Genomic DNA, 13,768 nt, shown 5'->3' on the forward strand with positions numbered 1-13,768 from the left:
TCAACTGAAAGAAAGGTATCTGTCGGAGTAAATGCTTGCGCCCCAGGGCGTATGCAATACGCCCCTACATTGACGGGGCTACTCCGTTGAGCAGTGACTACGAACGAACGTTTTGGAGATTTTATTTTTTGGAGTTCCCTAAGCGGATTGCTTTTCGCTTCTGCTTTTCCTTCTTGCCTCCCATTATGTAACATTTCTTTACAAATAACAACCCCTCGACAATCAGAATTACCAATCACTGTCTTAACCTAGAGTAATGAGAGTCCCCAACCACGGTGACTGTCTTCATTCCAGCCGATCGCCCCGCCAGAACTCGCATTCACCCACCCAGAAATCCAGCCATGAACCCCACCCCCGCCCAAATTAAAGCCAAAGCCCAAGAATTGGGATTTCATCAAGTCGGCATCGCGGCGATCGACCCCCCAGACCCCGCCCCTGTTGCCGCCTTACAACAGTGGTTAGCCCAAGGCTATCAGGCTGAAATGGATTGGATGAACAATCCCAGACGCCAGGATATCCGCCAAGTCATGCCCGATGTCCAATCCGCAATCTGTGTCGCCCTCAACTACTACACCGAACATCAACATCCTGAAGACCCCAGTTATGCCAAAATCTCTCGCTATGGCTGGGGACGGGACTATCATAAAATCATGCATAAAAAGCTCAAAGCTCTCACTTTATGGCTACAAGGGCACAACCCAGACATCCAAGCCCGCTATTATGCCGATACCGGCCCGGTCCCGGACAAAGTGTTAGCACAACGGGCGGGAATCGGTTGGATTGCTAAAAATGGCAATGTGATTTCTCGACAGTATGGTTCCTGGATTTTTCTGGGAGAAGTTCTCACGAATTTATCCTTAACCCCTGACTCTCCCCATACTTCCCATTGCGGCACTTGTACCCGTTGTATCCAGGCTTGTCCTACGGGGGCGATCGCTCAACCCTTTGTTGTCGATGCTAATCGGTGCATCGCCTATCATACCATTGAAAACCGTTCGGAAACCTTGCCCGACTCTATTAAACCTCACTTAAACCGTTGGGTTGCCGGTTGTGATATTTGTCAGGATGTTTGTCCCTGGAATCAACGCTTTGCCCAACCTACGGATGTGGCTGAGTTTCAACCCTATCCTGAGAATGTTTCACCGACTCTGGCAGAGTTAGCGGATATTTCTGAGGAGGAGTGGGACAGAAGGTTTCGGGCGTCGGCGTTGCGTCGGATTAAACCGGAGATGTGGAGGCGGAATGCTAGGGCGAATTTAGGGGAGGATTAGGAGGATTAAGAGGGGAGGTAACCACTGATTTCACGGATTTTCACTGAGGGGATTTTCGCGGAGGGTTTGAATGAGGTGGCGTTTGATTTCTATGAATTTTGGGGTGAGTTTGGTGTCTAAGGTGCGCGAGGGGGGTAGGGAGATGGTTTGTTCTTGTTTGATTTGTCCGGGATTGGCACTCATGATATAAATGCGTTGGGAGAGGTAGATTCCTTCTTCGAGGTCGTGGGTTATCATGAGGATAGTAGTCTGGGTTTTTGACCAGAGTTCTATCATGAATTGTTGCATCTGTTCTTTGGTTTGGGCATCTAAGGCTCCAAAGGGTTCATCCATGAGTAAAACTTCGGGTTCGTTGGCTAAGGCGCGGGCGATCGCAACTCTTTGTTTCATTCCTCCGGAGAGTTGTTTGGGGTAGGCATTGCTAAATTTTTTCAATCCGACGACTTCTAAATAGTAGTGAATTCTCTCCTGTCGTTCTGCTTTGGTGATGCCTTTGAGGGATAGCCCAAATCCAATATTATCGCTAACGGTTAGCCAGGGAAATAAGGAGTAGTTCTGGAAAATCATGCCGCGATCGCACCCGGGTCCTAAGACGGTTTCTCCATCAATTAGCACGGTCCCGGATGTGGGGGTTGCTAGTCCTGCTATGATGTTTAATAGGGTAGATTTTCCACAGCCGGATGCCCCGACGATACAGACAAACTCATTGGCTTTAAGGTGGATGTTGATATTCTCTAATACCACCAGGCGATCGAAGGTTTTATAGAGTCCTTTGACTTCGAGTTTGGGGGAATCCAGTTCGGGGGCGGCTTGGTTCATTTGATTAATTGCAGTTTGGTTATTTAAAATAAAATTTTGGGGCGCGGCGCGATTTTTTTTTGAGGTTGGGGTTGCAAAGCTAGCAGTTCGTGCTATTATATGAGATAATGAGAGTGGTGCTTGTTTTAAAATTTTAGCCACCACTCTCATTATCATATATATTATCACAAAAATCAAGCTGCGGCACATTTTTTTAAAAAAAAGTTGGCGCGCCGCAATTGTAAAGTTATTATAACCCTTGGGCGATCGCCATCATCGGGATGGCAACTGCGATACAGTAGACGGGATTCATTGCGACGAGAGACTGAAAGATGAAGCCGCGATCGCCTAAACCCTATCTTAAGCCTTCCATATTTTGGAGCATTCGGCAAGGATTTCCTTACCGACTCCGGATTTTGTTAGCCATCAGCGCCCTAGGGATTCCCCTGGTAGTTTGGTCTATTTTAAGCTATGGCGGATGGATTTCACCGATGCTATTGCCCACTCCCACCGCTGTCTTTAGTGCAGGCATTCAAATGTTTGCCCAAGAGAACTTATGGGGGGATGTAGTTGCCAGTTTCCTGCGCGTCGCTGCCGGATTTTTTGCTGCTGCTGCCGTTGGCATTCCCATCGGCATTGCAATGGGAACCTTTTACAGCATGGATAGTTTATTTAGCCCGATTGTGGGAACAGTCCGATATATGCCCGTGGCAGCATTTATTCCCCTAATTATTGTCTGGTTTGGACTGGGAGAAAGTGCCAAAATTGTGATTATTTTTTTAGGGATTGTCTTTTATAATGCCATCATGATTGCCGATGCGGTCAAGTTTATTCCCAATGAACTGTTAAATGCGGCTTATACCCTAGGTGCAAACCGATGGCATATTTTATGGCGAGTGATTTTACCCGCATCGGTGCCCAGTATTTTAGATACTTTGCGGGTGAATATAGCAGGGGCTTGGAATTTCTTAGTGATTTCTGAATTAATTGCATCCGATCGCGGGTTAGGGTTTAGAATAGCCCGGGCGCAACGGTTTGTACAAACCGATCGCGTCTTAGTGACGATTGTGGTAATTGGGGCGATCGGCTTACTCCTAGATTTAGCCTTTAAAACCCTATCCAAACGAGTCACCCCCTGGGCTGAACATTCTCAACATTAAACTTCTTGCAAAATTCTCTCTTGCCGATTGGCGTTCTTAAGGGGGGTTGGGGGGATCTCTCCGTTATTTTGCAAGAGGTCTATTAAACTTGAAGGTTAGGGGATGAATGGGTTAAAAATTGACCCTCATCCCCTGTGTTTGGGGAGAGGGGAGAGTTCCAGTTTCCTAGAGGCGATCGCCAGTTTCCGAAGCCATCCAATTTTTGACAGCCTCCTTCAACACCGGATTAAGAAAGAACCTCCTGACCCCTTCCTGTTCCTGAGACTCCACAAAAAACCGCCGACTCAGGGATTGAATCAGCTTAAAACAGTCATTCGGAGAGAATTGAGTCAGGTGCAAGAGTTGCGCTAAACAAACGGGTTCTGCTTCCTGAGAAAGTTGTCCCATGACTGCCACTTCTTGAGCCGTTAAGCGATGAAACTGATAAGCTAAATCCTCTTGCAAGGGTTCACATAAAATTACCGTTTTATAAGCTAAAAAATCCGAGACTCGACCCGCAAAAACTTCACGAATTAACCCGGCAGTTTGTACTAACCATAAGGGGTTGCCTTGATAAAGATTAATCAATTCATCCCAATTGGGTTCATCCAATAACTTGTTATCCCTTAAAATCCCGGTGGCGGATGTTCCTAAACTTCCCACAAGAAAAGAGCGAATCGGCAAATTTTCGCTTTCTAGGGTAGAAACCATCAGGGGTTTTTCCCAACTCAGCAGCATCATACAACTCTGATGATTGACTTGGGCGATCGCCTTGAAGCAATCCTGATAGTCTTCATACCCCGATTGATATTGACCCGCCAGTTTACCCCCACCAAACAACATCTGCACATCATCCAGAACAATCAAACAGCGAAACTGACGCAGATGAGCAATTAAGTCAGTTAGTTGAGTTTCCAGGGTATTAGGAACCTCAGAATCTGGAGAAAAAGCAACCCGTAAATTAGTCAGAGTTGTACTCAGAGAAGGACAATACCGCAGACTGCGATAAATGACATAATCAAACTGAGATTTAAGCTCATCAATCAAACGGAGTGCTAGGGTTGTTTTACCGATGCCATTGAGTCCGAGGAGTGCAATCAAACGGCATCGTTCCTGAATAATCCAGCGATCGAGTGTGGCGAGTTCCTGAGTTCGTCCGTAAAAATTGAAGAGTTCCGGTGCGTTGCCTAAGTCGAGATGGAGTTCGGTGGGAGTTGCCTGGGGTTGTTGCGCTTGAGTCGGCGATCGGGTAGGTTCTCGACAAATATTAACGTTATTAATCCCTACAAAATTTTCTCCTTTAGCTGATGAAACATGATAAAATTTACTTCTGTTTAATAAGGCTCTAAAATTCGCTTTACTAACTTCTTTCCCCAGCCCTTCCGAGAGAATTTTCCAGAGGTCCGAACCCACATCTCGCACATACCCCTCACTCGCATAAGTCTCTTCTGCAATTTTCGAGTAAGTCTGACCCTCTACCGTTCCTTGGAGTATTGCCTCTTGTAGATAATCCAGATGCTTTCCCGTCTGAGCAAAAACCAGCTCATCCGCCAGATTCAACACTTCCGTGATGTCCATAATTCAACGAAGGTACTAGGGTTTGGCCTATTATATCCGATCTTTCCGACATTTCCAACATTTCCGATCCCGTTGTCTGAGAAAATCCACCATTTTTCCGACTTGGCGGAAGCGAGATCAGAGCTTATAGTTAAATCAGGCACTATAGTTTTCTTTTCCTAACGCAGAATCAGCATAAACTTCGGATCTTTAGCCAAAAATCAACCAATCACCAACTTAACCTAGGTTCAGTTGATATCAACTTACGGTTCTCTCATTTTTAATTGAGTTTTTGAGAGGCCCTACGAGTGAATGAGGGTTACAGACTTCCGGGGTTTCCTTGACAAAAGTCAGATTGTATGTATCTCATACGAGAGTTACTGGTTTGTTCTCAGTGTAAACTTGATAACTTTTCAACAAATGCTACCTTGGATTACAGGATTGTCTATTTTTTTGTTGTAAACAGAGGCAAGAAAATTATGATTTTTGATTTTGGGCAGAAAAATTTTTGGATTAATTCACAAAAAATAGCTCTTTTAGCTTTAACACTCCTTCCCTTGTCTAGTTGTGCTTGGATAAATCCCACAGGTTTAGAAATTAAAATTTCTAGTATTCCCAAGGGATACTCTAATTTAAAATCAGGGGAAGTCATTACATTTTGGGATTCTAAGAGACTTCGCTCGGAGTCTCAAAAAGTAAATTTTTTTATTAACGAAAATCCCGAAGCAAATGCTTTGTCCAATCCAGAAATAGTAGTCGCTTCTTTTGACGATCAAATTAAACTCATTGATTTTTATGTTCCGGAAATTAATGAAAATCCTGATTTAAGTTTTTATTCTACTGCTAGAGCATTAGTTTTTATTAATCCTTTGTTTTTAGGATTGCCACCGGAAAATAAAAAATCTGTTTTTCAAAAAATAACAGAAGATGAAGATTTTGCCGAGCTAGTCATACTACTATCAAATAGCACCTCTATTTTAGAAGACAGTATTGTTGATTTGGCAACGCAAATTGCAATTAGAGTTGCAGAAAATCAGGGATTACTTGTTGGTGAACAACAAGCTATTACTCCAAATAGCTCTACCGCTCCATCTCCACTAGAGGATGTATCAAAAAAATCAGAAAATTTATTTAAAACACAAGATTTCCCCAAAGAATCTTGTGGAGATAATTTACCTGTTAATTCAGAGGCATATCCTCTAAATTTTTATCCTGTTTTTGTTGATTATACCGAAGCTAATTTACAAAAAATAAAATCTAACTTTTGCGAAGATTCCTATCAGCTAAGGAGGGAATCAACTGGCAATTTATCAATCCAAGTCGCATCATTTACTAGCTTGGAAAGTGCTGAATCTTTTAAGGTTTTTATAAATAAATTTTTTAACGGTGCTGAAATTGGGGAACCCAGACTTATAGAAGCCCCTCCTAATTCTTATAATAAGAAAAGAGGGGAAGAGAAGCTATTTTCTTTGAAGAAATTAATCGCAACTCCACTCAACACTCTAATTCCCCCTGTCCAGGCACAAAATTTACAACCGGAATCATCCTGGCTGGAATATTCACTTAACAATCAATTTAGTAATGATGGTTTATTCCCCGGTACACAGTGGCCTCGTTGGCATGGCTTAGAACTCAAAGTAGAGTCAAGTGGTATAAAAATAGTAGGAACTTCTCTACTAGCACAACAAGTTCTAGTCTATCCTGCTCATAAGGATTGGACACAAGAGGGTGTTGTAGTGAGCAAAAAGATAATTTATCCGGCAAATTTAGGAACGTGGGATGGAAATACGATAAAAACGCTTTCTGGACAAAATAACGTCGAGATACCTTTGACTCCAGAAAATGGTCAAAGTTGGGCTGAAGGAACTTATAATGTACTAATTTCAGGCGGTTATGCTCTTAGACCGAGGACGGGGTTTGATATTAATACCCTTCAAGCGTTTGACATTAATATGCTTTTATTAATAACTGACTCCTTAACTATGTTTTCTGGGTTAGGCAGTGATGAGCTTTTTAAAGAAATAGTTGACACTACAAAAGATTTTTCTCAATTAGGGGTGAGTTGTAGAATAACACTAGAAAGCAAAAAAGACAAAAGTTCTATTTTGTCAATTTACAACGCTTTAGCAGAATGCTTAACTGGACCTGAGAATTTAAAGATATTAGCTAATCTTCTATTTAGGGCGGTACCCGAACTTGCTGCAAGTGATTTAACTACCAATAAAAATGGCAAACTTACCTTTGACGAACGGCTGGTTACTAAATTGATTTCTCCTTTGCTTACATTTCAAGGCTTAAGTGTAGAAGCCGTTAAATCAAGAGGTAAGGATTTCGCTCAACAAATCGATTTTTTTGAAAGATTAGTTGCTTTAAATAGAATTTGGATTTTAGGTTTGTATTTGCAACATGAAAACGAGGAAGGATTGTATTATGGAAGTTTTACGGTATCTCAAATCACAGAATCATATCCTTCTAGAACTAAAACATTACCATCTGCATCTCGCGACATGGAGCTAGATTGTAGTCCTAACACTTCAGTCCGGAAGCGTTATCAAGAGCTTGATGTCATCATAGAAGTTTCATGCTATTCTTCTAACCAAGGAGGAATTTCAGCCATTACAGTCACCAATTACTCTAATAATGCAGTTGAGGTTCATTTTCCAATTCCCGGAGTTCTTCCTGATTTGTTGCTCCCTAATAGTAAAAGCAGCATATATAGAGCAACTGTTCCCTGGGAGGCTCGGGATAATTGGAAAAATCGCCCAGATGGAGTAAAAATAGATGCTCTTAACAATTTTAATCTTATAGAAACCTTTGTCCCTTATAAACTGCCGCTATCACTGAAGAGTTATTCTTCGAGAAATTTAGTTAAAGAAGTTCGTGTTCAATGTAGTGATAAGCCAACCCGAATATGGGGGGTACAAATTGAGCCTCAATGCGTACCTCCAGGACTCCGTGCTACATATAAAAACATGACCCACAAGCCAATAAAAATAGGAGTATTAGGTTTAAATGAACCTCCGGTTAATTTAAGTGCCCGATGGGACACCCACGGTTTGAGAGGTGGAACAGGAGGTTCTGGAAATGTTCAATGGTCCAGCGATACCGTGACTTTATCAATTATAATTGATTATTAATTTAGAACCTTATATAACCTAGAAAATATAGGTTTAGGTTATTTAGGCTCCTAATATATAGCCAAAAAATGACCATTTTTTAGGTAAATCAACCCATATTTTTGCTATAAAATAGCCATTCGATGCAGCACTTTACCGGCTGCATTTTCTATGATAATTTCTTGCAATTGTTCGCCTAGAACAAGGGAAGCATCCAAAACTTCTAATCCAGCAAGCTTTCCATCGGGACTATAATTGGCAATAATTTCTTCTGAGAGTTCTCGTGTTTCTGCAGTTGCTGGTGCTAAAGGCAACAGTTCGATATAGAGCGCGTCAACTTCCGAATCGTAATAAATTTTCATGGTTTCCTCTGTTTAATTGAAATAGTAAACTTTAACCGTAATGACGACTATTTGCTCCAGTCCTTCTTTAAAAATAGCATCAACAGCTTTATAAAGATAAAACTGTTGATTTATGGGAGAATCCTTATTATAGCCGAATTGAAGACGAGAATGCAACTTCCCATTTTTAGCAGGTTGCCAGTTCCCGGACCGAATCGCTACAATGACTTCCTCTTCCTCAGCACCTCTTAGGAACATTTGCTGTCGGGCATGGTTTGAAAAGTAGATAGGCTTTTCCATCTTGTCTCTGGGTTGTTATCTTTGGGTGTATTTTAACAAAACAGGGGGGTGTCTCGTTCGGTTTTGTCCCGATCGCGATCGCCTCCTCAAACATCGGATACAATAGGAGAGTGCAAAACGAACCTGGCAACCACCCGATCGCCCCTAAATTTGCTATATGACTCAAACCCTAGTTACCCCACCAGAAGTCGGTTCCTATCTGGTATTATATGGCGTCAGTTGGGAGATGTACGAACAACTGCTGACTATTTTTGCAGAACATCCGACGCCGCGCATGAATTACTACAAGGGAACGTTAGAACTGAGGACGCCGTTACAGGAACGTGAATGCTATAGCTGGACTTTGGGACGTTTGATTACGGCGCTATCGGAGGAACTGGAGATGGAAATTTGCGGGTTGAAATCTACAACCTGGCGATCGCAACCCAAGGCAGTTGGCAAAGAAGCCGATGAATGTTTTTATATTCAAAATGAACCGGCAATTCGCGGGAAATTAAAGATTAATTTAGCCGGAGATCCCCCGCCTGATTTAGCCATTGAAATTGACACAACCCATTCCTCTGTGAATCAAATGGATATTTATGCAGAACTAAAAGTTCCAGAGGTATGGCGTTGGCAGCAGGGGAAACTCAGCCTTTATTGTTTGACTGAGACAGGGTATGTAGAATCAGAACAGAGTTTAGCGTTTGGTTCGTTTCCGGTGAAAGAATTGGCGCGGTTTATGCAGTTAGACTCGGAGAAAGGAGAAAATGCTCGATTGCGGGAATTCCGGCAGTGGGTGCGATCGCAATTGGCAAGTTAGAGAATTGCTGACTCGCCGGTGAGGGGATGAAGCAAATCAAAATAGGCAGTCATCCCCAAATTATCTTAGCTGGATTGTTTGTCTCGCAGGGAGAGCACAAATTTGGGGTCAATGAACGAAGTTAAATCAGGAACTTGTTGGATTTGATTTCGAGATTGTAAGAATTGGGCGAGGGAATTCAGGGTATTTAATAAATAGAGCTCACTCTCAGGATTCGCCAGCATTTCGATATTGGCATCTAAATCAGGAAGACGTACCCCTTGCAATCCTGCTTGTAATTCATCTGCTGGAATGCCTAATGGAGTCGAGGCGATCGCCACCCCTTCCTCGGGATTCGCTTCCAGAAATGCCAATCCTTCCAAAACTCCGGCAACAAAGGCTTCTACCATTTCAGGATGGCGACTGGCATAGTCCGCATCAAACACATAAAGGTCATTAATTGCCGTCGGCATTTGGGAAGAATCATAAATAATTCGCCCATCGGGTTGGGCAGTATTGGCTTGTTGTAAAAAGGGCGCATAAGTGACAGCAATGGGAATATTTCCCGATTGATAAGCTGCTGCTGCTTCAGCCGGTGGCGCATTAATTAAGGTAAAATCTTCTGCCCCTAAACCCACAGTATTCAACACTTGCAACAGGAAAAAATGACTGACGCTGCCTTCTTCCACAGCAATTTGTTGACCGCGAAAATCAGCTAAACTGGTAATACTACGGCGGGCTAAAATGCCATCTGCCCCGACAGAAGTATCTTGGACTAAAACAATTTTAAATGCCTTGCCTGCTGCGGCTAAAGTTACCGCTTCCGATCCCACGGGAGAAACCGCATCTAACCGCCGAGAAATAAAAGCCGTATTGGCATCAGTATTGGCATTAAAGACTTTAATATCTAAATTTAAGCCCCGGTTTTGAAAAAAGCCTTTAGATTGGGCAATATAAAGGGGAGTAGAACCCACCCAGGTAAATAAACCTAGGGCAGGGGATTGGTTATTCGTTGGAGGAGTGCAAGCGTGTAAGGCAAGACCCCCAGCGGCACCAACTAGCATCCACAGAGTTTGACGACGAGTCCAACGTTGAGTCATGGGTTGAGGAATTAGGATAAACGCGATTGTATTGTATCGCTAATCTAAGTGCCTTGTCAGGGTTTTGACTAAAACTTTTGCACCCTTATTTTTTAGTTGAGGGGAAGTTTAGGGAGGCAAAATGTTCTAATAGGAGACGATGAATGAAGATGTAACCTCCACCGACTCGTTGTAAAAAAATGCGTTCGGTTGCCCAATCTAAAAAACGGGCATAGTTCCAGGGAATATATCCCTGAGTATAGAGCATGATTCGCAAAATCAAGTGTTTTAAACAGGCTTCTCCACCGCCAGCAGCCATGCCAAAAATCAGGCCAAAACTGCCCCAAAATAAAGGATTCCAGCCGATTGACATGGCAGCGGGACTCATCACGCTAATTCCCATGATTCCAAAAATTAGGGAGTTTTTAGCCGACTGCCGAATACTTTGATTAGGAATTGTGATTTGGTCAATTCCGGGCCCCGTCCATCCGCGAATTAATCCCAACAGGACCCCAAGGCTTAAGCCAAAGACTAACCCCCGCAGGATGATATCTTTGCTAAAGTCAATCGATGCTGCTGTAAAAATTTGCCAATGTAAAGGATTAGCAATGAGTTCATAAATAAGTTTGATAAAAATCCCGAAAATTGGGCCGCCTATTAATCCGGCAGGTAGGTAAATTTTTGCGCGCTTCCAGGACCATTTGAGGCTTTCCAAGGGTTGAATAGATTTGAGTCCGAAAATGCTCCAATATAATCCGGCCCCAATGAGGAGGCAAAGGAGCAGTTTTTTGCCGGATAAAAAGTATTGCAAGATGGACCCGCACAGGATAAAATAAGCGCCTAGGATGGCGATTTTATAAAGGAGAGTAGTCCATCGATTGGGTAACCATTGGGGCTGCATTCGTTCAATTAGAAAAACGGTTTGTGACTCAGAGGACATCCGTTTCGCCAGCCAAATTAGCCAAGTCATGGCTTGAGATTTGGAGTAAGAAGGAGATGAAAGTTTCCGCTGAAACATTCGGTCAATATAGGTGTTAAAAAGATGCTGATGAGCGTCCGATGAGTTGGGTTGGGGTAAGGCATTAAGTGGCATTCCCCGATAGGCGATCGCCATAATATTCAAAATTAGGGGAGACTGGGCGAGTTGCTGTAACTGGGTATCCTGATTCAGGGCATGGCGCAAGGGTGCGAGGGAGTCGCCAACGCCTTCCAAATAGGTTTGAATTTGCTGAAAGTTCAGGGGTTGGAGGTAAATTGCCCCTTGAAATCGCAGGCGGGTGTTTAAGGATTCATAATCTTTAATCCGGCAACAAATGACAATTTCAGTTTGGCCGAAATCTTGATGAAACTGGTTTAAGGCATTTACACAGGCTTCGCGGTTAGCACTATTGACTTCATCTAAGCCATCTAGCATGAGTAAGAGGTTTTGATGGGTAATCAAATCCCGCCCAATTTCTTTAGAAACTTGATATTTCGTATAGAGTTCTTGCACCAACCAATCTGCGATCGCCTGCTTTCCTCCTGCCCAAGAGGATAAATTAAACACCACCGGAATAAGATGATAAAAATCCTGTTCAGCGGTGGCAATCAGGTCCCGAGTTAGTTCTAACAGCGTCGTGGTTTTACCCGAACCTGGGTCCCCTAAAATTAATAACGTGCGACCTGCACCCAGAGATTTGAATTGGTCTAAAATGCGCGTACCCAGGGGTAAAGGTTGGCGGTCCACTTCGGGAGATTCCCATTCCAGACCCCAGGGGCGATCGACGGCATTGAGACGTTCTTCTAGGCCCAATTCTATCAAGGCTTTATCATGCAACGAGGTCTCTAAAACTCCCTTAATCCAGTAGTTTTTGACCTTGTTGAGCAAAATTTGGCGATCGCGATAGTCTTGACGACTTTTCGCACCTGTCGGCAGGGAATTTTGAGGGAGAGAACCCGCCAAGGGTGTCAGTAAAATTTGATAAACCGGCACCGCTTCCGTAATATTTTTTAACTCCCTCGGCCCTAGATAAGTCGCCGTTAGCGGAATGCTAGTTTTCACTACATCATAAACCGTTTGAGACAGACAAATGCCCCCAGGAACTGCGAGGGTTTGCAGTCGCGCTGCAATATTCACCCCATTCCCCATGACATCATCTTCACTGAAAAAAACATCCCCCAAATGAATGCCTATTCGATGGGTTAACATATCCTGGGGAGACAATCCCTCTGCCGCCTCAGCGAGAGCTTTTTGAATGGCGATCGCACAAGTCACCGCAGCCAGCGCACTGGTAAAATACATCAACAAGCCATCTCCGGTGGATTTGAGGACATGACCCTCAAAGCGCCCACACAGATCGCTCATCAGTTTTAAGTCCCGGTGAATCAATTCTAGGGTCTGTTCTTCCGCCACGGACATTCGGGCGCTAAAGCTGACCCCATCCGTAAACACAACAGCAGCAAGGGTGCGATGTCCTCTCAACTCCGGGGGTACGCCGTTCTCCATGAAATTTCTTCCTGGTTCTAAATGGATCCCTATGGGTAGATTGGCTATATTTTAGTCTGCCTAGGCCAATTTATGGAAATGTTCCCCAAACTTGTGGATTTGCCAGGGATGATCTTCACCGGATCTGACGTTGAATTAATCTGCCGAAAACAAGGGGAAGTTGTTAAGTTCGGTCGGAGTCACTGGAGTAAAAGACCAGACTACAACTTCCCATTTTTGGGAGTTTGCTATTTCCCCAGTTGAAGAGGGATTTTTTGTCGTCAACCTGGAAAAAAGATGCTAAAACTAGGGTAGAAATGAGGATTAATCAACATGAAACTGATTAAGGGTCTATCCATTGCTGTGGCGAGTGTGGTTTTGGTTTGTGGTCCGAGTTTAGCCGTTCCAGCTACGAATGCAGATGGCGATTATCTGTTTCCGGGACGGCGCGGGACTCGTCAGTTTAATTGGCAGGTAAGTGACGCGGATCCGAATGGGCTAAATTGTCGCATGGCACGAGAATTTCAAGGGGTTTATCTGGATAGTTTGGAGGTCCCGGATTCGTTACGCCTAAATAATCACCATGAAATTTCCGAGTGGTCGGTTGTGAGACGTTTTGACCGAGGGGAACTATTGCAGGCGGTGACGGGAAATAATGCTAATCAAATTGTCTTGTTGGATAAGCGGGGCAAACCTTGGATTCCTGTCTCTATTGAGGATGGGAATTGTTTTGTACGCGCTAACAGTCGGTTTATTATACCGATTCCAGAAGATCCGACGACGTTACGTCCCTTAAAATAAAATGAGTTGAAATCAGGTGCATTTAGGGGATTGCAAAATATAAATCCTTCAAACTTTCAACTGAAAGGAAGGTATCTGTAGGGGCGCAATGCTTGCGCCCTCCGGAGGGCGCAAGCATTGC

The 13,768-nt window shown here is 43.6% G+C and carries 11 protein-coding genes and 1 pseudogene; 5 read left to right on the top strand and 7 right to left on the bottom strand.

Annotated elements, in window-relative coordinates; translation table 11 throughout:
* Positions 1-239: pseudogene (locus NG833_RS19250) on the bottom strand (hypothetical protein); the annotation flags it as partial.
* A gap of 102 nt (positions 240-341) precedes the next feature.
* On the opposite strand from NG833_RS19250, the gene queG reads away from it, so the two are divergent.
* The gene (gene queG, locus NG833_RS19255) at positions 342-1,271 is read left to right on the top strand and encodes a tRNA epoxyqueuosine(34) reductase QueG (protein WP_254566902.1); all 930 of its coding nucleotides are present in this window, start codon (positions 342-344) and stop codon (positions 1,269-1,271) included.
* A gap of 30 nt (positions 1,272-1,301) precedes the next feature.
* Here the strand turns inward: queG and NG833_RS19260 are convergent, their stop codons facing one another.
* Entirely contained in the window at positions 1,302-2,090 is a 789-nt protein-coding gene (locus NG833_RS19260) for an ABC transporter ATP-binding protein (protein WP_254566892.1), read from the bottom strand.
* 311 nt (positions 2,091-2,401) lie between these two features.
* Between NG833_RS19260 and NG833_RS19265 the strand changes: the two genes are divergently transcribed.
* On the top strand, positions 2,402-3,229 hold the full coding sequence (locus NG833_RS19265) for an ABC transporter permease (protein WP_254566893.1): 828 nt from the start codon (positions 2,402-2,404) through the stop codon (positions 3,227-3,229).
* Between the two features lie 165 nt (positions 3,230-3,394).
* On the opposite strand, the gene NG833_RS19270 is transcribed toward NG833_RS19265, so the two are convergent.
* Positions 3,395-4,786 (bottom strand): AAA family ATPase, encoded by a 1,392-nt coding sequence (locus NG833_RS19270; protein ID WP_254566894.1) that lies wholly within the window; start codon positions 4,784-4,786, stop codon positions 3,395-3,397.
* A 458-nt stretch (positions 4,787-5,244) separates the two neighbouring features.
* Here NG833_RS19270 and NG833_RS19275 point away from each other — a divergent pair, with 458 nt between their 5' ends.
* Entirely contained in the window at positions 5,245-7,902 is a 2,658-nt protein-coding gene (locus tag NG833_RS19275) for a hypothetical protein (protein WP_254566895.1), read from the top strand.
* A gap of 104 nt (positions 7,903-8,006) precedes the next feature.
* On the opposite strand, the gene NG833_RS19280 is transcribed toward NG833_RS19275, so the two are convergent.
* Both NG833_RS19280 and NG833_RS19285 read right to left on the bottom strand, forming a co-directional pair.
* Positions 8,007-8,243, bottom strand: coding sequence for a DUF2283 domain-containing protein (locus NG833_RS19280; RefSeq protein WP_254566896.1), 237 nt, complete (start codon positions 8,241-8,243; stop codon positions 8,007-8,009).
* Positions 8,244-8,255: 12 nt separating this feature from the next.
* Entirely contained in the window at positions 8,256-8,522 is a 267-nt protein-coding gene (locus NG833_RS19285) for a DUF4258 domain-containing protein (RefSeq protein ID WP_254566897.1), read from the bottom strand.
* A 157-nt stretch (positions 8,523-8,679) separates the two neighbouring features.
* Between NG833_RS19285 and NG833_RS19290 the strand changes: the two genes are divergently transcribed.
* Entirely contained in the window at positions 8,680-9,324 is a 645-nt protein-coding gene (locus NG833_RS19290; protein WP_254566898.1) for a Uma2 family endonuclease, read from the top strand.
* Between the two features lie 65 nt (positions 9,325-9,389).
* Here NG833_RS19290 and NG833_RS19295 read toward each other — a convergent pair whose 3' ends face one another.
* Both NG833_RS19295 and NG833_RS19300 read right to left on the bottom strand, forming a co-directional pair.
* Positions 9,390-10,403, bottom strand: a complete 1,014-nt coding sequence (locus NG833_RS19295) for an ABC transporter substrate-binding protein (protein ID WP_254566899.1) — start codon at positions 10,401-10,403, stop codon at positions 9,390-9,392.
* Positions 10,404-10,488: 85 nt separating this feature from the next.
* A complete protein-coding gene (locus NG833_RS19300) occupies positions 10,489-12,867 on the bottom strand; it encodes an adenylate/guanylate cyclase domain-containing protein (RefSeq protein WP_254566900.1) in 2,379 nt (792 codons plus the stop codon).
* Positions 12,868-13,179: 312 nt separating this feature from the next.
* On the opposite strand from NG833_RS19300, the gene NG833_RS19305 reads away from it, so the two are divergent.
* Positions 13,180-13,647 (top strand): hypothetical protein, encoded by a 468-nt coding sequence (locus NG833_RS19305; RefSeq protein WP_254566901.1) that lies wholly within the window; start codon positions 13,180-13,182, stop codon positions 13,645-13,647.
* Positions 13,648-13,768: the final 121 nt, after the last annotated feature.

The sequence above is a fragment of the Oscillatoria sp. HE19RPO genome (genome assembly GCF_024220515.1).
Lineage (GTDB): Bacteria > Cyanobacteriota > Cyanobacteriia > Cyanobacteriales > Laspinemataceae > Laspinema.

Bases quoted from the DNA above. Each gene is read 5' to 3' on its own strand.
- NG833_RS19290 (WP_254566898.1), top strand. From the start codon at position 8,680: ATGACTCAAACCCTAGTTACCCCACCAGAAGTCGGTTCCTATCTGGTA.
- NG833_RS19270 (WP_254566894.1), bottom strand. From the start codon at position 4,786: ATGGACATCACGGAAGTGTTGAATCTGGCGGATGAGCTGGTTTTTGCT.
- NG833_RS19275 (WP_254566895.1), top strand. From the start codon at position 5,245: ATGATTTTTGATTTTGGGCAGAAAAATTTTTGGATTAATTCACAAAAA.
- NG833_RS19265 (WP_254566893.1), top strand. From the start codon at position 2,402: ATGAAGCCGCGATCGCCTAAACCCTATCTTAAGCCTTCCATATTTTGG.
- NG833_RS19300 (WP_254566900.1), bottom strand. From the start codon at position 12,867: ATGGAGAACGGCGTACCCCCGGAGTTGAGAGGACATCGCACCCTTGCT.
- NG833_RS19285 (WP_254566897.1), bottom strand. From the start codon at position 8,522: ATGGAAAAGCCTATCTACTTTTCAAACCATGCCCGACAGCAAATGTTC.
- NG833_RS19260 (WP_254566892.1), bottom strand. From the start codon at position 2,090: ATGAACCAAGCCGCCCCCGAACTGGATTCCCCCAAACTCGAAGTCAAA.
- NG833_RS19280 (WP_254566896.1), bottom strand. From the start codon at position 8,243: ATGAAAATTTATTACGATTCGGAAGTTGACGCGCTCTATATCGAACTG.
- queG (WP_254566902.1), top strand. From the start codon at position 342: ATGAACCCCACCCCCGCCCAAATTAAAGCCAAAGCCCAAGAATTGGGA.
- NG833_RS19295 (WP_254566899.1), bottom strand. From the start codon at position 10,403: ATGACTCAACGTTGGACTCGTCGTCAAACTCTGTGGATGCTAGTTGGT.
- NG833_RS19305 (WP_254566901.1), top strand. From the start codon at position 13,180: ATGAAACTGATTAAGGGTCTATCCATTGCTGTGGCGAGTGTGGTTTTG.